At 54.0% G+C, this 20,128-nt stretch carries 17 protein-coding genes; 4 read left to right on the top strand and 13 right to left on the bottom strand.

The genetic code is table 11. The annotated features are described in order from the left end of the window. Positions 1-34 precede the first annotated feature (34 nt). Genes E1297_RS21000 through E1297_RS20990 form a run of 3 tightly spaced genes read right to left on the bottom strand, consistent with a single transcriptional unit; the run spans position 35 to position 4,120 of the window. A complete protein-coding gene (locus E1297_RS21000) occupies positions 35-1,072 on the bottom strand; it encodes a lipocalin-like domain-containing protein (RefSeq protein WP_155141925.1) in 1,038 nt (345 codons plus the stop codon). Then, positions 1,062-3,476, bottom strand: coding sequence for an ABC transporter permease (locus tag E1297_RS20995; RefSeq protein ID WP_155141923.1), 2,415 nt, complete (start codon positions 3,474-3,476; stop codon positions 1,062-1,064). The genes E1297_RS21000 and E1297_RS20995 overlap by 11 nt, the downstream gene beginning before the upstream one ends. Further along, positions 3,473-4,120, bottom strand: coding sequence for an ABC transporter ATP-binding protein (locus E1297_RS20990; protein WP_155141921.1), 648 nt, complete (start codon positions 4,118-4,120; stop codon positions 3,473-3,475). Before E1297_RS20990 ends, E1297_RS20995 begins: the two co-directional genes overlap by 4 nt. Before the next feature lie 175 nt (positions 4,121-4,295). Between E1297_RS20990 and E1297_RS20985 the strand changes: the two genes are divergently transcribed. Next, positions 4,296-4,730: a potassium channel family protein gene (locus E1297_RS20985; protein WP_155141919.1), complete on the top strand. Its 435-nt coding sequence runs from the start codon at positions 4,296-4,298 to the stop codon at positions 4,728-4,730. Here the strand turns inward: E1297_RS20985 and cls are convergent, their stop codons facing one another. The 3 genes from cls to E1297_RS20970 all read right to left on the bottom strand — a co-directional run bounded on the left by cls (position 4,731) and on the right by E1297_RS20970 (position 8,829). Beyond that, positions 4,731-6,143, bottom strand: a complete 1,413-nt coding sequence (gene cls / locus E1297_RS20980) for a cardiolipin synthase (protein ID WP_155141918.1) — start codon at positions 6,141-6,143, stop codon at positions 4,731-4,733. It abuts the gene before it with no gap. Positions 6,144-6,165: 22 nt separating this feature from the next. Then, the gene (locus E1297_RS20975; RefSeq protein ID WP_155141916.1) at positions 6,166-7,140 is read right to left on the bottom strand and encodes an HAD family phosphatase; all 975 of its coding nucleotides are present in this window, start codon (positions 7,138-7,140) and stop codon (positions 6,166-6,168) included. Between the two features lie 78 nt (positions 7,141-7,218). Further along, positions 7,219-8,829, bottom strand: coding sequence for an arylsulfatase (locus tag E1297_RS20970; RefSeq protein ID WP_155141913.1), 1,611 nt, complete (start codon positions 8,827-8,829; stop codon positions 7,219-7,221). A 196-nt stretch (positions 8,830-9,025) separates the two neighbouring features. Between E1297_RS20970 and E1297_RS20965 the strand changes: the two genes are divergently transcribed. Beyond that, a complete protein-coding gene (locus E1297_RS20965; RefSeq protein WP_155141911.1) occupies positions 9,026-9,706 on the top strand; it encodes a Crp/Fnr family transcriptional regulator in 681 nt (226 codons plus the stop codon). 2 nt (positions 9,707-9,708) lie between these two features. Here E1297_RS20965 and E1297_RS20960 read toward each other — a convergent pair whose 3' ends face one another. The 7 genes from E1297_RS20960 to E1297_RS20930 all read right to left on the bottom strand — a co-directional run bounded on the left by E1297_RS20960 (position 9,709) and on the right by E1297_RS20930 (position 17,110). Next, positions 9,709-10,950: a BatD family protein gene (locus E1297_RS20960; protein WP_155141909.1), complete on the bottom strand. Its 1,242-nt coding sequence runs from the start codon at positions 10,948-10,950 to the stop codon at positions 9,709-9,711. Next, positions 10,947-12,452 carry a VWA domain-containing protein gene (locus E1297_RS20955; protein ID WP_155141907.1) on the bottom strand — a complete coding sequence of 502 codons (1,506 nt, stop codon included), beginning with the start codon at positions 12,450-12,452 and terminating at the stop codon, positions 10,947-10,949. The genes E1297_RS20960 and E1297_RS20955 overlap by 4 nt, the downstream gene beginning before the upstream one ends. Then, complete coding sequence (locus E1297_RS20950) at positions 12,452-13,432, bottom strand: VWA domain-containing protein (protein ID WP_155141905.1); 981 nt, start codon at positions 13,430-13,432, stop codon at positions 12,452-12,454. The genes E1297_RS20955 and E1297_RS20950 overlap by 1 nt, the downstream gene beginning before the upstream one ends. Continuing rightward, positions 13,432-13,905 (bottom strand): DUF4381 domain-containing protein, encoded by a 474-nt coding sequence (locus E1297_RS20945; protein WP_155141903.1) that lies wholly within the window; start codon positions 13,903-13,905, stop codon positions 13,432-13,434. Before E1297_RS20945 ends, E1297_RS20950 begins: the two co-directional genes overlap by 1 nt. Further along, on the bottom strand, positions 13,902-14,849 hold the full coding sequence (locus E1297_RS20940) for a DUF58 domain-containing protein (RefSeq protein ID WP_209015902.1): 948 nt from the start codon (positions 14,847-14,849) through the stop codon (positions 13,902-13,904). The genes E1297_RS20945 and E1297_RS20940 overlap by 4 nt, the downstream gene beginning before the upstream one ends. 20 nt (positions 14,850-14,869) lie before the next feature. Beyond that, positions 14,870-15,847, bottom strand: coding sequence for a MoxR family ATPase (locus tag E1297_RS20935; RefSeq protein ID WP_155141899.1), 978 nt, complete (start codon positions 15,845-15,847; stop codon positions 14,870-14,872). Positions 15,848-16,021: 174 nt separating this feature from the next. Continuing rightward, complete coding sequence (locus E1297_RS20930) at positions 16,022-17,110, bottom strand: AI-2E family transporter (protein ID WP_155141897.1); 1,089 nt, start codon at positions 17,108-17,110, stop codon at positions 16,022-16,024. Between the two features lie 193 nt (positions 17,111-17,303). Between E1297_RS20930 and E1297_RS20925 the strand changes: the two genes are divergently transcribed. Together E1297_RS20925 and E1297_RS20920 are read left to right on the top strand one after the other, a co-directional pair. Next, positions 17,304-18,161, top strand: coding sequence for a YihY/virulence factor BrkB family protein (locus E1297_RS20925; protein ID WP_209015901.1), 858 nt, complete (start codon positions 17,304-17,306; stop codon positions 18,159-18,161). Continuing rightward, positions 18,158-20,098, top strand: coding sequence for a multiheme c-type cytochrome (locus E1297_RS20920; RefSeq protein WP_155141893.1), 1,941 nt, complete (start codon positions 18,158-18,160; stop codon positions 20,096-20,098). Before E1297_RS20925 ends, E1297_RS20920 begins: the two co-directional genes overlap by 4 nt. Positions 20,099-20,128: the final 30 nt, after the last annotated feature.

Here is a 20,128-nt window from a genome sequence, read left to right as displayed (position 1 = left end):
AAAAGGCAGCTGTGACAGTCTGGCGACATTTGGGTCAGTACCCTGTCATTTCCAGATAGCCCTGACCGCTGTGACTTCCTGAAACAAAAACCGGGCCTTCCCAATAGGCAAAGCGCGTTCCCATCCAGGATTTGGGTGTAAGGGCAGACACTTCCACATCCAACTCGCGATCCGGCAGGACCACGCGCCAGTGTACCGGGACATTTCTGTCGGCAACGGTTTGGGTTTCCATAGGTGTGAATGAGACAGCGCCATCCGGCAAAGCAGTTCCAACACCGTATGCATCAATCCATGTGGCCGAGGTGTAGTCTCCGCGATCACCACGCAGGCGAAAGGCCATTAGTTTTTGTCCGTCATCAAAGCTCAGCGAAAACCAGTCCCAACCGCTTTGATCTGCCGCCAATGGTTGAGATGACCATTCCCGATCCAGCCAGCCCTGGCCTGTGACTGCGACATCTCCCTGAGGCAGGTGCAGAACACCTTCGACCTGGTAGCCGGGTTGCGAGTAGTAGTAGCTTGCCTGACCGTCGGCAGACTTGACCGAATACCCATCTTCTCCGTGAAATACCAATGGTCCTGTGGCATCCAGAGACAGGTCATAGCTGAAGTCAGCTCCATTGGCCGTCAGGCGCAGCGCATTGATGTCGGGATCAGCTTTCATCTGCCATTCGTCGATCCATGCTTCGAAAGGTTGCGCAGTCACGCCTGCCTGACCAATCCCTCCGCGCGACAGGCGTTCAACAAAGTAGTGAGCATCAGGCGTAGTGACCGCTGCATGACCCAGCCATAATTGCGGGCTTTGCCAACCATCCTCTTCTGATGGTTTCAAGGCCGAGCGAAACAGTGTCCATTGGATGCCGTAGTCTCGTCCATCCTCACCTTTGAGATTTGCGGTTAGGTACCACCATTCAATCCGATAGTCGGGATGCGGGCCGTGATCCTGTGGAAACTGAAACTGATATCCGGGCGTTGGGGCAGTGAAACCATCAGCGTTACCTCCCAAACCGGCGTAACCTTGTGCCAGTGCGGCCAAAGGGAACAGCAGGAACATCAAAAGCGCTCTAACGTTCATTGGCAAATACCCTGAGAAGATCGGCGGGTGGGATGCGCCGAAGGCGCCATGCGGGCAGGGCGGCTGCTACTGCTGCGGCCAGTAGGGTCAGCAGAAACAGCCGAATCCAATCTGCTGGAAACAGATGCATCGGCAATTGCCATCCAAAGGCCTGAACATTGATCACTGACAAGAGTATCCACGCCAAGACTAGCCCCAATGGCAACGCCAAACAGGCAGTCAGTGCCGCCAGAAGTATGCTCCGCAGCAGCTCCAACTGAGCCAATCGCGATCTGGTCATGCCGAGAGACCAGACCGGCGCAATCTGTGGCAGTCGCTGGGTCCAGAGGGTCAGCAGACTGGTGAGAATGGCGAAGCCCGCGACCCCAAGCGTCAGCACATTCAGGGCCGACGTGACAACGAATGTCTTCTCAAAGATCGCCAGAGACTGCTTTTTCATGGCGGCCTGATGCACCACGCTGGAATTTGGAAGATCAAAACGATCCCGTAAGGTCTGGGCCATTTCAGTTGCACGATCAGGGGATAGGCGAATGCCAAAGCGACGCGAAGCAGCGCCCGGGGCTATGAGATCCAGCATTGCCATAGAAACAATCGCCTGACCGGTTGGATTCCCATAATCAGAATAGACACCAGCGATTTCGAGGGTGTGACGCGGGGCAAGCATCAGAGTGTCACCCGGCCACAGGTTTTCCCGGCGCGCCAACTGTTCATTAATGAGGACAGCACCGCCATTCAGAACACTATCCCAAACATTCGGACTTGAAGCGATAAGGGGCCAATTCTGACGATAGGTATCGTCATCGATTATACCATACAGAAACAGCGGGCCTGTCTCATGAGCAAGTTCAATACTTCGAATTGGCAACACGGCGTCAACTTGGGGCGCAAGCCAGTCGATGATCTGATCCGCCTGTTCGTTATCTGAGGCGGTGACATACAATTCGGAAGTCAGGCGTTGATCAAGCCAACCGATGAACGTCAGCCTGAAGCTGGAAACCATCGTTCCAACACCGATATTGGCCGCAAGAGCCAATAGCAGGGCCATCAGTGCAAGTGACAGTCCGGGAAGCTGCGCGCGCATATCGGCCCAAACCCACTGCGTAACTGGCCCTTTTGCACGCCGCGCAAACTTCGCCAATAGCACGGATAGAATGGCAGGCAGCAACAAGGCGGTTCCGGTTAGAATGCCCGCCAGCATCACAAAACCAGCGATCAGCCCTTTGGCACTGAAGAATACAATCATGCCACCTATGATAAGTGCCAGACCCGACATCGCGCTAAGTCTTCGAGCGTTTGTTTGGCCGCCCCATGCCTGCAGACCGGGGTTCGCGAGCAAGGGCATCCGGGACAGCCGCCAAAGCGCATGGCCGCTGGCGAGCAACGTGCCGCCGATTGCCATTGCCAGCCCCGATACGATCCAAAGTGGTCTGAGAGCGAGTTGCCCGTCGACAGGGGCGCCGTACAACCCTCTCAAGGTTACGGCGACATCAGGAAGCAAAGCCGCCGCAATCAGATGGCCAATCACCAAGCCCAGAATACCTCCGATCAGGGCGAACATGATCAACTCGGCCAACGTGATCCAAACGAGCCGCCGCATCGAAACACCCAGCGCTCGCAAGGTGCGGATCATTCCACGTCGCTGGGCAAAGGCCAATCCGACCGTCCCATGCACGATGAAAAGACCAACGGCAAATGACAAAAGGCCGAATGCTGACAGGTTAAGATGAAAGCTGTCGGTCAGTTGTGCCGTATCGATTTGTGAGGTCGGGCTTTGTCTTTCCAGTTCAGGGGCGATTTCCGATAGCGGTGGCAATGACCCGGGTTGGTCAGGTAACACGACCAGTCTTGAAATTTGTCCGGACCGGTTCAGGAGCCTTTCGGCGACACCGATATCAGTCAGAATAAACTCCGGGGGCAGGGCGCTGCTGACAAGGATAGGTGGCAGATCATCGCGCCCATCGAACAGATCAATGAGATCGGGTGAAATCAACAACCGTCCCGGAGCAGTCAGTATTTCAGAGGGGTCTGGCGGCGTATCGCTCTGTTCCAACTGTGTCATGGCGGGCAGAGCGGGGTAGGCAACCATATCCACCCCCATCAAGCGAAGCGTGCGATCACCGATGCGGACTGGTCCCTCGAGCACCGCCGCTACCTGCCAGCCCGAGCGCCGCAGATCAACGTAGCGCGATAGTGGTATGTAGCCTGTTGGGTCGCGTATCTCATCCAACTGTCCAACCGAAAGCTGGGCATTGGCCCGGGCATAGCTGGAACGCGCCTCGGAATTGATAGCCTGAACCGCTGACCAAAGGCCGGTCGCCAGTGCAATGCCGATCAGCAGTGTGGCCAATTGCAGCCAGTGCCTGCGCCAGTGGGACAGCAATGCCTGAACCACTGGACCTGTCATGTGATACGACCGTTTGCCAGATGCGCGCGGCGATCCAGTCTGGCAGCGATATCCTGAGAATGTGTGACCAATAGCAACGCGGCGCCCGTATCGGCGACCAGAGATAACATCAGGTCCAGTACCACCGAACTGGCGGTTTCATCCAGGTTTCCGGTGGGTTCGTCCGCCAATAGCAGCTTTGGCTTTGCCGCCATCGCTCGACCAATCGCAACCCTTTGCTGCTGACCGCCAGACAGGCTCTCTGGATAGCGCTCCAGCAGGTCCCCAAGACCCAACCTTTGCGCCAGATGTGAAATCCACTCAGAGTCGCAATTGCCTGCCAACCGCGCATGGAATGAGAGGTTCTGGTCCACGGTTAGGGATGGGATCAGGTTAAATTGCTGAAAAACCAAGGACACTTTCTGGCGCCGTAGTTCGGCGCGTCCGGGATCATTCAGTGACGATAAGGCTTTACCATCAAGCGTAATCTCACCACCATCGAACCCATCCAGCGCAGCTGCCAAATTCAGGAGTGTGCTTTTGCCGCTGCCACTTTCTCCGGTTAGTGCAAGCGTTTCACCCATGTCGAGCGACATAGAAACGTCTTGAAGCACAGGGCGTCCTCCGGGATAGGCTTTTTGAACGCGATCTATAGTCAGCAGCATGTCATCTCACTTTCTGTAAGCCACAATGTGCAACCGTATCCCCGACTGTCCATAGCGTAGACTGTTCGGGTTCCATTCGCCGCACCCACGGACAAAGGATGGCGGGGTTGCTCATACCCGAATGAGAGGTCATTCTGAGGTCGCACTCGCGATCACAAAAAAGCAGGACCATTTCATGACGTTGTCGCAACAGATCCTTTGGGGCAGCATGTATCTTGGTCTTTGCTTCCTGGTCGAAATCGTGCTGCTGACATGGTGCACACTGGTTATTCGCCGGATTGTCGAAAAATGGGAAAGCCAGGGCAAGATATTGGCAACTGCTGGTCCAATCACCATCGCGCTGGCGTTTATTATTGCCACCCATACAATTCAGGTTTGGATATGGGCCATCATCTGGGTTTTGGGTGATGTTCTGCCTGATTGGAACTCTGCGCTCTATTTTTCGCTAGTTACATTTACCACGCTGGGCTACGGCGACATTGTGCTTGGAGAAGGCCTGAGAATTTTTGGTGCTTTCGCATCTGTCACCGGCCTGTTGGCCTTTGGATTGTCGACCGCGTACATGGTGGCTCTCATGAACCAGGTTTTTCAGGAACGTTTCCCCGACTGACTAAAGAATAGGGGCAAATAACCTCGCGATCGGTGCGCCAAAACGGATATGAGTGGGCTGTTGCGACAAAGTGCGGGTCAGCTCATAGCTGGTTTCAAAGTCCTTGCGCAGCATGTTGTCTACGGCCTCGGCTGCGCGACTGTCGAAAAACAGTGCCATTGCTTCAAAATTCAAACGGAATGACCGGTTGTCGAGATTGGTGGTGCCGACGGCAGCCAGAGTATCATCCACTACGAACGCCTTTTGATGCATGAAGCCATCGGTGTAGCGGAATACACGCACCCCGCATTTTCGGATCTCATCAAAGAACGCGAATGCGGCAAGCCACGGAAGGCGGTGATCAATGACATCCGGAAGAAGGATACGAACATCAACGCCGCGCAAAGCGGCATGCTGCAACGCAGTCATAATGTCGATGTCAGGCACAAAATAGGGTGATGCAATCCAAAGCCGTTCTTTTGCCTCTGCGATCGCGGAAAAGAACATCATCGCGCCTGTTTCGGTTTCATCTCCGGGACCGGTCGCGACGAGCAAGGCGTTCATATCCTGATCGGATTCATTGCCGGCCCAGTCGAGTTCATCGATCAGATCCTCATTCCGGGCCCAATGCCAGTCTTCCGTAAAGATTAGCTGCAACTGCCTAACGATATGGCCCTGCATTTTGATATGGGTGTCACGCCAGTGACCAAATTTCGGATCCTGACCCAGATACTCGACACCAACATTGTGACCGCCAATAAATCCGACCTCACCATCGATAATTACTGTTTTCCGATGATTGCGGTAATTGAGTTGGAAGCGAAAGTTAGGTCCGCGTTGCTCGCGCGGGTCTGCCACGTCGACCCCGGCTTTGCGCAATGTCTCAAGGTAATCCGACGCTAGCCCGTAACTGCCAACGGCGTCGGTCATGAAACGGACGTGTACTCCCCTTTGAGCCGCTGAGATGAGTTTATCCTGAAGCTCCATACCCAGTTCATCGTGCCGCACGATGTAGAATTGCACGAGGACGTAATTCTTCGCAGAATCAATTGCTTCAAAGATAGATTTGAAAGTGCTGTCGCCATCAATCAATAGCTGAGCGCCATTGCCGCGCGAGACGGGTAGATGCGCCAGAGCCTCAAATGGTCTCGGGTTGATCTTCATTTTTTCCGGGTCGGGTTTGGAATAGTCCGCAAAGGTCTTGATGCCCTCAACGACTCTTTCGCTTTCTCGGCGTGCCACGCGATATCCCCGAAAACGGTGGTGCCCGAGAAACAGATAAAGAGGAACCGCCAGCATCGGGGCTGAAAGCAGGAATACCACCCAACCCACTGCGCCCTGTGGGGTACGCGCGGTTTGGGCCGCGCGCACCGAGAAAACCACGGCTACGCAAAAGAGGGCAAATAGAAACAGGGAAACGAGCACTGTCCACATGAATTTTTGGCGTCCTGACTATTCAGTTTTTGCCAGTGTAGATGCGTGACCAATCATTCGCCATATCAACAATCACCCATCCCAAATCCGGGCCTTTGTCCAACCCATCAACCAAACGGCCGATATGACTGTCTCTGTCATACGCCCATTCCCGTTCACCATCTGTATGATGGATTAACAGACCCATCCGCGGACCAGTTCCGGCAGTCGTCCATTCCAGCATCGCAAAGTCGCCATCTGAGTTGCCAGCTGCGAAGATCGGGCGCTTTCCGATCGTGCGATCAATATTGATGGGTTTGCCTTCCTTGTCGTCGATAAAGGCTAAGCCGGGTGCTTTTACGATGGTCGGTGTGCCATCGACGATTTCGTAGGTGCTGTCGTTGTAGGTTCCAAGGATTTGCTCGGGCGGAATCCCATAAGCTTTTTCAGCGAAAACGCGCATGAAATGAATGCCGCCGCCTGAGACGATATATGTCGTGAACCCCTCGTCGCGTAGATATCTGAGAAGCTCGACCATCGGCTGGTAAGTCATTTGATCATATGGCAAATTCGTCTTTGGATGCCGCGCCGTATCCAGCCATTCAGCGACCGATGTCTGAAAGTCAGCGACACTGAGGCCGGAATGTGAGGCGTTCACGACCTCGATCAGGGCTTCTTTGCCGCCTGCGGCAATTCCTTCGACATCCCCTTTGGCTGCGGCTTCCAGTGTGGGGCTGGACAGAATGGATGGATCGCTTTCAGCCAGTTCAGCCAGTTTGTCCATGGCGAAGATCAGTTGAAAATAGACCGGTTGCTCGGCCCAGAGCGTGCCGTCATTGTCGAACACTGCAATACGATCTGCGGGCGTGACGTAATCATCGCTGTCAGGATCCGTGACTCCATCAACGAAAGCGACGATCCGGTTTCTGGCCTCGGTATCGGTCCAACTTGGTAGCGGGTCGGCAGACAGTGTGAAAGGAATGAGAGTGGCAACAACGATAGGAATGAGACGCCGCATGAGAATACCCTTTTGATTCAATCGGGAAGGGCCGCCTGTTTATTGGCAGCCCTTCGACCATTCTTAATGAACTTCGACTTAGTTGTTCGTCGGAGTGGTTAGCTTGTCCATCACCTGATCCAGGTTGAAGCTGGCAGCTTTCTGTCGCGGTGGGAATTCCTGGAAGGTCGCGAGGAAATTACCAACGTACTGCTGTGCGGGAACAAGGAAGTACGCCCGGTCCAGCAGCCAGTCATAGTAGGTGTTGGATGTGCGATAAGCCCGTTCATATGGATCGCGCCGCAGGTTGATGATCAGCGGAATCCGCAACTCGGTCCAGGGTTCGATCCACGCGCGCAGCGTTGCCCATGCCTTCTGCTCAAGGAAGATCAGCTTCCAATCGTCAAAGCGAAGGGCGGTCAGGTCACCATCGTCCGAGAAATAGAAGATCTCCCTGCGAGGGCTTTCCGCAGTTTCACCTGTCAGCAGTGGCAGGATGTTGTAGCCATCCAGATGCACTTTGTAGTCGCGGCCCATGCCCGATGACGAATATCCTTCCTTCAGCTTCTCTTTGATCTCGGGATCACCCGCAACTGCCAGATATGTCGGCAGCCAGTCCATATGGTGCACGATCTCGTTCGTGACAGAACCCGCTTCGATTTGACCCGGCCAGCGAACCATTGAAGGCACACGCCATCCGCCTTCCCAATTGGTGTTTTTCTCACCCCAGAAAGGAGTAGCGGCAGCATCAGGCCAGGTGTTGTAGTGCGGACCGTTGTCTGTTGAATAGTGCACGATGGTGTTGTCGGCGATGCCGAGTTCATCCAGCAGATCAAGCAGTTGACCAACGTGCATGTCGTGTTCGATCATGCCAGCAGTGTACTCATCAGCCACGCCACCAACGATTTCATTGGCTTGTGCACGCATGTCGTCTTTGACGTGCGTCCGGAAGTGCATGCGCGTACCGTTCCACCAGACGTAGAAGGGCTGACCTTGCTCGTGCGCGCGCTTGATGAAGTCGATTGCCGCCGCAACGGTTTCCTCATCAACGGTTTCCATACGCTTTTTGGTCAGCGGGCCGGTATCTTCTATTGTGCCATCCGCTTTCGACTTGATCACACCGCGTGGACCGTAAGCCTCGCGGAATGTGCGACCATCTGCTAGCACCGCGTCACCGGGATAGTCTTCGTTTTCCGGCTCTTCCTCAGCATTCAGGTGATAGAGGTTTCCGAAAAACTCATCAAATCCGTGGTTTGTAGGCAAATGCTCATCTTTGTCACCAAGGTGGTTTTTGCCAAATTGACCCGTCACATAACCGTGGTCTTTCAACAGGCCCGCAATGGTGGGGTCTTCGACCTGCATGCCGAGATCAGCGCCGGGCAGCCCCACTTTCGACAAACCGGTACGGAAAACCGATTGGCCCATGATGTAGGATGACCGGCCAGCAGTGCACGATTGCTCACCATAATAATCGGTGAAAATCATGCCTTCATTCGCAACACGGTCGATGTTTGGCGTTCGGTATCCCATCAAACCCATCGTATAAGCGGATATGTTTGACTGTCCGATGTCATCGCCCCAGATAACCAAGATGTTGGGCTTTTGATCCTGTGCCCAGGCTGGAACGGCCAGTGCGACAGCGATAGATGCCACAGCGAACCGGCGCAGCCTGCTGCGCCAAATATCTGCAAAAGAACGGGGTGGTGACATGATTTACTCCTGCAATGGGGGGCCAAATCGACCCGGAAGTTATAGAGTATTGGCGACGACACGTTGTGGTCTAAGGGTCATCTGCTACATCGAATTCCCTGCCTAACTAATTGAATGGGCTTTGGAATCGGACACGCTTATTCTAATCGAGCAAACGCTCTTGAAATCTATCATATGATGAGATTGAAACATACTAATGTTTGATAAATTCACTTACATGCATCTGTTTCAAAAAGACGGCTGGTTCGCAGAGCGCAGCACGTCTTTTCAGAGCGATCTGCTTGGGTGTGCAATATCGAAGACCTTCGGCGTCGGAGAAACACTTTACCATCATGGTGATCCCGCCAACGGCATCTACGCCGTTTTGAAAGGAGGCATTCAGATCACTGCGCCATCTGATGATGGGCGGGATTTTGTGGTGCATCGTGAAGGCGCAGGTTACTGGATCGGTGATCTGGCCTTGTTTTCCGGTTCGCTCAGATTGGTGAGCGTGGTGACGACGCAGGAAACGCAAACCTTGTTCTTTCCCAGTTCACGTGTCGAAAGATTGGTTTACCGCAACCCTGAGTACATCCGTGATTTCTATGCCCTGACGCATGAAAATATGCAGACTGCACTGCGTATCATGGCGAATTTAGCCGTGACCGGAACAGAAAAGAGGCTGGTGCTCAGGTTGCTGCATCTCGACGAAGGTGCATCTGAGCCCGACGGCTGGATCATCGTTTCTCAGGAAGATCTGGCTGAGATGGTCGCCGTGTCGCAACCAACGCTGCATCGTAACCTGCACCGACTGGCTGATTTGGATCTGATCGAGCTTGGTTACGGTCGTGTGCGGCTTAAGGACAGGCGCGCCCTGATCGAGAGCTGCGTGAGTTAAGATCAGGGGTTAAGCGGAGGTAACACTGCCAGAGTTCTTGGCCTTCGCGTCTTGATCGCCTTGAATGCGAGCAGAGCTTTTGTCCAATCCGCATGAGTTTTTTGACTGTCAGGCGCATATCGGCTCGCCCCGATCTGCGTCAGCGTAGCCTCCAGATCAACCAAGTCTTTTGGTTTCTGGCCTCGCGTCTTACACATCTCAAGAGCTGTGTAAGATCCTGACAAATCGTGATTTTTTAGCGATTCATGTAGTTGGTTCAATGCAAATTCATATGATGTAAGATATCTTGTCCGGCGATCGTTTCTCCAAGCCCGATAGCGAGGCCGTGTCAGATGAACCGCCCCCCAAGACAGGACTGAAAATGCACCAAGCAAAAAGACCGCGTATATAAGTGTTTCGGGTGTCGGTGGTTTCCACTTCGGCGCTGCAAGTGTCAGTTGCACAGCATCCAGCTCGGCGGTCTCTATCTCACCAGATTTCAGGTTAAACCAGTTGATCGAGATCGCGGGCAGCTGAGTTTGTCCACCTTCACGCGCCACATAAACAGTTTCGTCCACACGCTGGCCTGACAGAATGCCCCGGTCCTCGGTTTCCGTGAAGCGAGGTTCTTTCGGATAGGGTTGGAGGAGTAGGTCCGACGCCTCAGGCAACAATGCGGGGATCATGATGGGTGACGTTCCGGTTATCTTTGCAGTCAAACGGCGTGTGATCGCATCACCTGCATTCATATCGGTCTCACCCTCGATTTCTTGCGTCAGTTCAAACCCATTCGCAATGATCAGAGGATCGACACCTCGCGCTGCGTCCGGAACCGTCGCAGTCAGCGTCGTAGCAGGAAGAGGGACTGATACCTGCTTGGGTTCATTCGTTTTAGGGTCTGCATATGTGACCAGCACTTCCTGAGGACCAAAGTCGAATACACCCGACGCCAAAGGGTACAGTCGATAACTGCGCTGGACGCCTGACCACGTTTCGCCATTCACAGATTCACTGATCGGACCAGAGGCACGTTCAGGCAGACGAACCAGCAGGTTTTCCTGCTCAAGTGAAGGAAAAACAGGTGGTGAAGGCATAAAGGTTGGGACCAGTACCTTGATTCTGACAATCGCGGCTTGCCCCACAGTGGTATCATCTTCGGGGGCTTCGATTGTGACCTGCGGGGCCATCGAGTTTTCAACTTGTGCATCTTGAGCCCAAGACCAGACAGGCAGCATGATGAAGATAAGAAGCGAGAGGTACCTCATTGGTTTCGCTCCTGATTTTCCAGAACGAACCGGCTGCGGAGGAAATCCTGCATATCGGTATCTATCGCGCTAATCCATTGATCGGCGGACAATGGTGTCGCCTCACCGGTTTGGTCCTGAACGGTTGTGTTCTCACCTCGGCCAGACTCGTTATCGAAAACCACGTCATCAGCCCCGATACCCGCTTCTTCACCTGTGTCAGATTGTTCTCGTGTCGATTCAACTTCTTCTAAGATGGCGCGCGACACTTCCAGATTGTGCTGGGCTTCGGGCCAGTCAGGCCTGCGCTCCAACGCCGTTTCAAAGGCGGTAATTGCCGGGCGGTATTCCCGATTGCGAATTCGGGCCATACCTTCGGCAAAAGCAGCCTCGGGTGTGTCCAGAGCGGTGAAGATTTCTGCAGCTTCCGGGTATTGGCCTGCCTTCAGCATTGCATAACCCTTGTGATACGGATCTTCGAACAGTGTACCAGCCTCGGCAAAGTTCTTTTGGTTCATGGCAATCTGACCTTGCTGATCCGGCGTCAGGAACCAGTCCTTCCAACCTTCGGCCTGTGCTGGCCCTGCAGCGGGAAAGAGGAGGAACGCCAGAACTGCCCAGCGGATAACCCAACCCTGCCGGAACCACAGAAGGCACAGCAACGCGGCAGGCCAAGCCAGCAACCAGCCCCGATCCTGCCAGTCCAGTCGGTCATCATCGTCAAGCGCTTCGCTGTATGCAGATTGGATCTGGCGCTCCAAACGTGACACGTCCTGATCGCTGCCAGTGAAAGGAACAATCGTGGCGCTTCTTAAACCGTCCAGCTGTGGAATACTCTGACCCTCTGGTAACATAGTCAGGAAGAAGACTGGCGCTGTTGTATCTTCAAACGCGGGCAGCTGCGATGGATTGATATCATCCAGAACAAAGAGGATCGCTCCGGTTATTTCCGACCCATCCAGAATGCTCTCGGCCAGCTGCAATGCATCACCTGCCGCATCACCTTGTTCCGGCATGACTGCCGGCGTCAGACCTTCAAGCAAGGGTCGGAGAATATTAGAATCTTCGGTGAGCGGAGCCACGCGATGTGGCGTGCCCGCATAAGCAACCAAGGCTGTTGGAGCGCCTGCGCGCGCATTGATCAGGTCTGTAATCTTGAACTTCGCCCGATCAAGGCGTGAGGGGGCAAGGTCCGTCTCCTCCATACTGTCAGTGACCTTCAAAGCGATCACAAGTGGCGCTGTATCCGAAATCAGTGGATTGGGTGCCCTTGACCACGTTGGCCCGGCAACCGCGAAAGTCACAAGCATCGCTGCGATCATCAGGATGTCTATGGGGTAGAACCGGCGTTTATCCTCGTCACCCAATTGCAAGGCTTTGGCGAGATGCGGCGCTATGCCCGAGGGGAGGTTTCCATCAACCTTCGGCTTTGGTCGGATTACCCACCAGAGTGCGGCGATTGGAATGAGAAGAGCCAGCCAACCTACTCGGATAAAATGAAATTCCGACAGAGCATCAAGCATCAGGCAAGCCTCCGCCGTTGGTGAATGTGAAAACCTGCAGAGCTCAAGAGGATCAGTATGAGTGCGGCAGCAAGCGGGTAATGAGCTAGGCTTTCGCGGGGTCGGTAGCTTTGTGTCTCAACTACGCGGGGGTTTTGTTCATCGATGCTTTGATAGACATCGGTCAATGCCGTTTCGTCATCTGCAAAGAAGTATTCTCCACCAGTTCGGTCTGCGATGTCACGGAGCGCCTCCAGGTCAACCCGATCTTCGCCAGACGCATTGGGATCGCCAACACCGATGGTGTAGATGACAACGCCTTTGTCGGCCGCAATGGCCGATGCATTGACGGGTGTCATTCGGCTGGAGGTATCGGCACCGTCGCTGAGAACGATCATCAAACGCTGTTCGACCTGGCTGGATTCAAAGGTGCGAATACCCAGTCCGATGGCGTCCCCCAAAGCCGTGTTTGGTCCAGCCATGCCCACCGCAGTCTGATCGAGGAAACCATTGAGACTCTGCAGGTCTTCAGTAAAAGAGGCCTGCACGAAAGCGCGCGTTCCGAAAATGATCAATGCCATTCGGTCTCCATCGCGCTCGGCAATGAAACTGCGCAAGACGTCCTTCACGGCTTCAAGCCTCTGCTTTGGTGCGCCGTCGGCAGTCTTGAAATCGCGCTGATCCATGGAACCTGATATATCCAATGCCAACACCACATCTCGCGCTGATTTCTCTGTCACAATGGGTTCACCCAGCCGTTCGGGCCGGGCCATGGCGAATACCAACAGTATCCAGACGATGATGACGATGAATGTTTGTAGACGTGTGCGCGTCTGAGTTACCGATCCCGATCTTGGTTCTGCACCAACCGCTTTTGCAACGTGCCGAAAAAAGGGAATGCGGATTGAGCTGACCTTTTCGCGATGGGGCGGCACGAAGAAGTAAACCAGTATGGGCAGTGGCAAAATCAGAAAGACCCAAGGCGCGGCAAAGGAGAACATCAGCGATCCTTTCCGACTTTGTGTGTCAGAATCCAGTTTCTGGCCAGTTCCGTGACACTTGGGTTCGAGATACTTGTGCGATAAGGAGCTTGAATAAGCGCGTGGCCAGTTTCGACTGGAATTGGTTTATTATCAGATGTTTGTTGTAAGAAATTCAGCCAATTCTTGCCGCACAGCCCGGCAACTTCTGAACGCGGGAATGCCACCAGAGCGGTGCGTTTAAGGATCTCCGCCACTTTGGCACAATCATCGTCGCATTGCCGAAGCTCGGCCAGGGCCAGACGACGGTATGCGTTCGCCTTCCGATGTCGCCAGAACAGGTAAAGGCTGATCGCGATTAAAACTGCGACCAACATGGCAATGGCGAGCCAACCCCATGTTTGAGGCATCATTGAAATCGGAACTGGTTCCGGGGCGGGCTCTAGCATGTCCAGCAGTTCGACCAGAGATTTGCCTTCGGTATCCACACTCATCGATGGCCACCGCGATGGCCGAATAACCGAAGTAACTGGTCAAGCGCAGGTTTTTCGGTGGTCATCGGGACGACGGGAAAACCATATCGACGAGACCAGATCTGTAGCGGCTCAAGCCGCTGGTCCAGGGCATCTTTGATGCGATCAGATAGATCAGGGCTCGTACTGTCGATTTCGATCTGCTTCTCACCATCCGAAACTGCAAGCTTGATTTTGGGTAGTATGCCATGTGAACTTGGGTCGGATATATTGAATAAAATCAGATCATTGGAGCATGAAAGTCGTCGTAGAATGGTCTCTGAATCTTCATCCAACCCATCAAAGTCTGAAAAGACGCAGACCAGTGCGTTGGTATGAGCTATCTGCGCTGCCTGTTTCAGGATCTGGTTCATGGCAACGGTGGGTTCTGGCCTCAATTCCGCATGAAGGCTGCAGTTCAAGGCGCCGACGGATGACAAAAACCGGGTAAGAGCTGCAGCACGACGCTGAGGGCGATGTTCGGCGACATCTGTATCACCGAACACAATTCCACCAACCCTGTCGCCTTGTGCAAGAACGCGATGGGCAGCAATTGCTGCTGCTTCGGCGGCAATGACCGATTTCATGTAGACCTTGGTGCCAAAAAACATCGAAATGCGCTGATCAACCAGCAATAGTGCAGGGCGGTCACGCTCTTCGGTATAGACCCGGACATGGGGTTCACCGGTACGCGCCGTAACTTTCCAGTCGATGCTCCGGATGTCGTCGCCCGGCAGGTAATCACGCAGTTCTTCGAAATTCAGTCCTCGTCCACGCAGACGCGATGCGTGGCGGCCGTTCAGGATCGATCGGGCGGGCTGCCGCGGCAACAGGCTGAGCGCACGGGATTGTCTACCGAGGCCAAGCAGGTGTTTCGCGTCGGTGTGTATGCGTGGGTCGCTGGGATATGCGGCGGTCTTTGACACGCGGCTTTCCTTTGTTGCGATCAGGGCAGGGCGACGAGTTTCAGGATTTCAGTTACCACGTCGTCTGCTGTTTTTGCATTTCCTTCTGCCTCAAAGCTCAGCGTGATGCGGTGACGAAACACGTCGTGAGCGATGGCCCGAACGTCAGCCGGATCAACATAGTCACGACCATTCATCCAGGCATGTGCGCGTCCGCATTTGTCCAGCGCGAGCGAGGCACGCGGGCTTGCACCGATTTCTACCCAACTGGCCAGTTCTTCGCTTAGCGCCCCGGGTGTGCGAGTCGCTTGCACCAAGTCTGCCATATATCGGTCCATGGCGTCTGAAACGTGTATCTGTCCGATTTCAGATCGTGCTGTGAATATCGCATCCTGTGGGATGGGTTCTGGTCTTTCCTTGGCTGTGTTTCCGCCTGATGCAATCTCTTCCCCTCTCACCAAACGGATAACCTCCACTTCGTCTTCGACAGGTGGGTAGGTGATCTGAACATGCATCAGAAACCTGTCCATCTGAGCTTCGGGCAAAGGATAGGTGCCTTCCTGCTCGATCGGGTTCTGCGTCGCCATCACTATGAACAACTGCTCCATCTTATGAGTTGTACCCGAGATCGTTACCTGCCGTTCTTCCATGGCCTCCAATAGTGCAGCTTGGACCTTCGCTGGTGCTCGGTTTATTTCGTCGGCCAGAACGATGTTGGCAAAGATCGGTCCAGGTTCAAAGCGGAACTCACCACCCTTTTCGGTTTGCTGATACACCTCAGTTCCTGTCACGTCAGAAGGCAAAAGATCAGGCGTGAACTGGATGCGGCTAAAGTCCGCATCAAGGTTGCGCGCCATTGCCTTGACGGCTCTTGTCTTTGCAAGCCCGGGCAGGCCTTCGATTAGCAGATTGCCATTGGCCAACAGGCCTATAAGCAAGCGATCAATGACCTGGGTCTGCCCGATAATGGCTTGTCCCATACGTTTTTTCAGGTCGTTTATCTGGTCTATTGCCGCCATCTATTCGGTCCAATCGAGGTCAATGGTTCAAATCTTCCGGTGGGGCCTCGGTATGAGTGCAACCGGGTTTTTCCAGTAATGATGGAAGGTTAGCAGCGTTGTTGTATTTGATCCACCACCAAAACACGATCTTGGAATGCTTGGGTGCTGCTGGTTGCAAAGCCATTTATCGATTTAGGTTGTTTTTGTGCTGCGACTGTCATCTTCGCCCAGTCGGCCATCAAGAGACATCAGGATGGCAACTGGCCGCAGAGCCGGAATGTGGCTGAAAATGATCAGGATACAGACGGTGAGCGGGACGCTAAGAAATGCTCCGATTAGCCCCCAGACCGTAGTCCAGAATGTCAGCGCCAGAATGACCAGAAATGTCGACATGTTCAGCGAACGACCCAGCATTGCGGGATCCAGAAAGTTCCCGATCAGGAACTGTATCGTGCCGCATCCGAATACGATGATCAGAAAGGGGCCAACGCTGTCGAACTGAACCAAAGCGATCATGGCAGGAAAGACAACCGCGATAATGGAGCCGATCGAGGGGATAAAGTTCAGGGCAAAAGTTAATACGGCCCAGGTCTCGGCATATTCCAGACCGAGAGCCCGAAACACAGAATAGCTGATCCCGGCAGTGATCAGGCTGATGAATGTTTTGACGCCGACATAACGCTGCAGACTGTATGAGATCGCATCCAATACCGTAGCCAGCTCAGCACCTGTAAGTGGGTTTCCAGCTGCCAGTTGGATTTTTTTTCGAAATGCTAGGCGTTCGGCCATTAGAAAGGCGACGTAAAGGCTGATCAGAAAGAACTGGTTCAAAAGCGAGGTTGCGCTGCCCAGCAAGATCCGCGCGACGTAGGACATGTCGATACTGACCAGATTGTCCCGAATGAAACTGGTCACGTCGTTTCCGACCAAACCTGTTATGCGGTTAACGGCACCATCGAACTGATTTTCATAGGTTCCGATTGAACGGGCGAACTGTGTTGCCTGGCTTCCCAGCACGTACATAATCATGAACAAGCCGGCCAAAACCACTGTGACAGCGGCAATATTTGCCAACCATACAGGCGCATGGGTCAGGGAAATTACCCTGTCGCTTAGGGCGATAATCAGGACGTTGACCAGCAAAGCCATTGTTAGCGGGATCAGAAAGCTGGCCCCGGCGTAAAGACCCAGAACCACCAACGTGGCAACAATTGAGATATCCCGAACGACCGTCAGTTTCAGACGTGGGCGGGGATTTGTTTCTGGTGCGTCAGAGGTCATGCGCTGGCCCTAGGCATCGGAGCCGTGACTGGAAAATATCTAAGCTCAGTTGATGTTGCGCAGTGATCCTGCACTGGTAGGTTGGTTTATGCAATCCAGTCAGGCAGTTATGAGCGAAAATTCGACCTGACGAAGACTTTGCCGGGTTATGCGATCAGGCAAGTCAGGCTAGGCTCCGGTTATGACTCGTCCAATGATTCCTATTTTCGGCCGCTTTGTTCAAGCGCTTTGGCTGGCGATTTGCCGGTTCAACGACAAGAATGGGTTTGTCATGAGCAGCCATGTGGCGATGTCACTGATGATGGCCCTGTTTCCGTTTGTTTTGTTCACCGTGGCGTTGGCTGGCGCTCTGTCGCAAGGCTATGTGACCGAAGAACTGATAGAATTGATCTTTGGCGCTTGGCCAAAGGACGTTGCAGATCCGATCATTTCCGAATTGAGGGCTGTCTTGGAAGGTGCCGGGTCGGGGGTGATTACGTTAGGGGGCTTACTGGCGATCTACTTCTCGTCAAACGGAGTGGCGGCTGTGCGCTTTGCCATGAACCAAGCCTATCACGACAAGGATAGTTGGCCGTTCTGGAAAACCCGTTTGCTGTGTTTTGTCTTAGTCATCTTGGGCGGGGCAGCAATTTTGGCAATCGCCGCGATCGAAGTTGTTTTACCAGTTTACACGCGTTTGGTGTCGGAAAAGACAACCGTCGATGTGTCAGATTGGTTTTCCGTTGATCGGTTGCGTTGGACCTTTACCGTGGCTGTTCCGGCAGGAACCGTGTTGTTGGCGCATTTGATCCTTCCTACACGACGGCACAGCCTTTTGCAGATTTTGCCCGGGGTAATCTTAACGCTCGCCCTCTGGACTGCTGGGGGCTGGGGTTTTTCAATCTATATCGCTCAATTCGCAACCTACAGTGCAACCTACGCCGGACTTGCAGGCGCCATGGCAGCTTTGATCTTTCTCTATCTTTGCTCGGCCATGCTCATTTTGGGGGCCGAGTATAATGGCGCCCTGATGGACCTGCAAAAAGGTGGCAATGATGGTGCCATTGAATGAGGTCATTTTTGAACAAGGTCGCATGTTCCCGTTTGGGTGACATCTTCGGCTCGGCAGTTTTTCTATTTGCCGCCGGCACATTTACAGTTGCAGCTCAGGAATATGTCGGCTCGGACACTTGCATCGAATGTCATGATGAACAGGTCCAATCCTGGTCAGGGTCACACCATGCGAAGGCGTGGACCGAAACATCAGAGAATTCTGTTCGTGCCGACTTTGACGAAACTTCATTTACCCATGATGGGATGACGGTCACATTCACAAGGCCTGAGGGTGAGTATGTAGCCAACGTCACCGAAAAAGACGGCAATACAACAGGTTACGCTGTGCACTCAGTGGTCGGGATTGAGCCGCTACAGCAGTATTTGTTTGAAACCGAGCCGGGACGTCTCCAGAGCTTTGACGTGGTATGGGATACTGAAGAGAAGAGGTGGCTGCATCTCTATCCCGATCAGGATCTTCCTCCTGACGATGGGCTGCACTGGACTGGTCCCTATAAGAACTGGAACGCCCGCTGTGCGGAATGCCATGCGACTGGTTTTGAAAAGAACTATGATCCGGTTGAACGCCAATATACATCACGCCAGTCCGAGATTGGGGTGGGGTGCGAGGCCTGTCATGGCCCGGCGTCTCAGCATCTGGACTGGGTCACAGGACAAGCACCGACAGATGGGTTGGATGAGTTCGGGTTCGCGATGAGTTGGGGCAAGGGCAATGTCGAAGCTGAGATACAGCAATGTGCCGGCTGTCACTCCCGGCGAGAAGCGTTGGAGGATGGTAATCCACTGCCAGGAACGCCTTACCATGATGCCTACAATTTAGCTCTGATGAGGCCGGGTTTGTATCATCCTGACGGGCAGATACTGGACGAAGTCTATGTCTATGGCTCGTTCCTGCAGTCCAAGATGTATGATCGCGGCGTCAGTTGCATGAACTGTCACAATCCACACAGTGGTGAGCTGATTGCCGAAGGGAACGGGATTTGTACCCAATGTCATTCTTTGGCTGGAAACTCGGAGTTTCCAACCTTGAAAAAGGCCGAATATGACAGCGTTGAGCATCACCATCACCCGGTTGGTAGCGATGGGGCTCAGTGTAAGAGCTGTCATATGATTGAGCGGGTCTACATGGGCGTCGATGGTCGGCGGGATCATAGCTTCCGTGTGCCGCGACCAGATTTGGCGCTTGGCGTTGATGCCTGCACGGATTGTCATGAGGACCGGGATCAGGATTGGGCTGCATTGCAAATCGAAGAGTGGTTTCCTGACTCGACGCATCGCAGTGCGCACTACGGAACAAGCTTTAGTGCTGCATTGAACGGTCAGCCTGACAGCGCGCCAGACTTGCTTGAGATCGCCCTGAATAAGTCGCAGGCAGGTATCGTTCGTGCCACAGCCCTGTATTTGTTGCAGCCTTTTGCCAATCCTACGATTGCTGATGAAACCGCGCTACTTTTGTCTGATGCCGATCCTCTGGTCCGGGCCAACGCAGCCGCGTTGCAGCGAACCGCAACACTTCCTGACAGGATCATCCGGCTTGAGCCGCTACTGTCTGATCCGCTGCGGAATGTCCGCATCTCAGCCGCCAAGGAGTTCCTGACCATTCCGGGACAAGCTTTGACGGACGATCAGCGTGCGCTTGCGGGGCAGGGTATGGCCGAGTGGCAGCAGACCATGTCAAACCGCCTCGATTTCCCTGAAACGCATCTGGTTCTAGGTGGAATGGCGCTGAACTTGCGCAATGCCCCTGCTGCAGAGCGGGCTTTTCGCGAGGTGGTGACGCTTGATCCGCAACGGGCAGAAGCTTGGCCTATGCTGGTTCAGTTGGCGCAGATCAATCGTGGCCCGCAAGAGGCGCGGCGTGTGCTGCAGGAAGGATTGAGTATCCTGCCGGATGATCCGGCATTGCAGCAGCTCGCTCTACAGCTTAGCCCCTGAAACGGCACCGAACTGGCCGGATTGCGCCAC

This window comes from Roseibium sp. RKSG952 (assembly GCF_009711355.1).
Note: the sequence above shows the minus strand (reverse complement) of the source record. Positions and strands in the feature narration are given on the sequence as shown.

Coding starts and splice junctions, on each gene's coding strand:
- E1297_RS21000 (WP_155141925.1), bottom strand. CDS start 1,072: ATGAACGTTAGAGCGCTTTTGATGTTCCTGCTGTTCCCTTTGGCCGCA.
- E1297_RS20995 (WP_155141923.1), bottom strand. CDS start 3,476: ATGACAGGTCCAGTGGTTCAGGCATTGCTGTCCCACTGGCGCAGGCAC.
- E1297_RS20990 (WP_155141921.1), bottom strand. CDS start 4,120: ATGCTGCTGACTATAGATCGCGTTCAAAAAGCCTATCCCGGAGGACGC.
- E1297_RS20985 (WP_155141919.1), top strand. CDS start 4,296: ATGACGTTGTCGCAACAGATCCTTTGGGGCAGCATGTATCTTGGTCTT.
- cls (WP_155141918.1), bottom strand. CDS start 6,143: ATGTGGACAGTGCTCGTTTCCCTGTTTCTATTTGCCCTCTTTTGCGTA.
- E1297_RS20975 (WP_155141916.1), bottom strand. CDS start 7,140: ATGCGGCGTCTCATTCCTATCGTTGTTGCCACTCTCATTCCTTTCACA.
- E1297_RS20970 (WP_155141913.1), bottom strand. CDS start 8,829: ATGTCACCACCCCGTTCTTTTGCAGATATTTGGCGCAGCAGGCTGCGC.
- E1297_RS20965 (WP_155141911.1), top strand. CDS start 9,026: ATGTTTGATAAATTCACTTACATGCATCTGTTTCAAAAAGACGGCTGG.
- E1297_RS20960 (WP_155141909.1), bottom strand. CDS start 10,950: ATGAGGTACCTCTCGCTTCTTATCTTCATCATGCTGCCTGTCTGGTCT.
- E1297_RS20955 (WP_155141907.1), bottom strand. CDS start 12,452: ATGCTTGATGCTCTGTCGGAATTTCATTTTATCCGAGTAGGTTGGCTG.
- E1297_RS20950 (WP_155141905.1), bottom strand. CDS start 13,432: ATGTTCTCCTTTGCCGCGCCTTGGGTCTTTCTGATTTTGCCACTGCCC.
- E1297_RS20945 (WP_155141903.1), bottom strand. CDS start 13,905: ATGAGTGTGGATACCGAAGGCAAATCTCTGGTCGAACTGCTGGACATG.
- E1297_RS20935 (WP_155141899.1), bottom strand. CDS start 15,847: ATGGCGGCAATAGACCAGATAAACGACCTGAAAAAACGTATGGGACAA.
- E1297_RS20930 (WP_155141897.1), bottom strand. CDS start 17,110: ATGACCTCTGACGCACCAGAAACAAATCCCCGCCCACGTCTGAAACTG.
- E1297_RS20925 (WP_209015901.1), top strand. CDS start 17,304: ATGATTCCTATTTTCGGCCGCTTTGTTCAAGCGCTTTGGCTGGCGATT.
- E1297_RS20920 (WP_155141893.1), top strand. CDS start 18,158: ATGAGGTCATTTTTGAACAAGGTCGCATGTTCCCGTTTGGGTGACATC.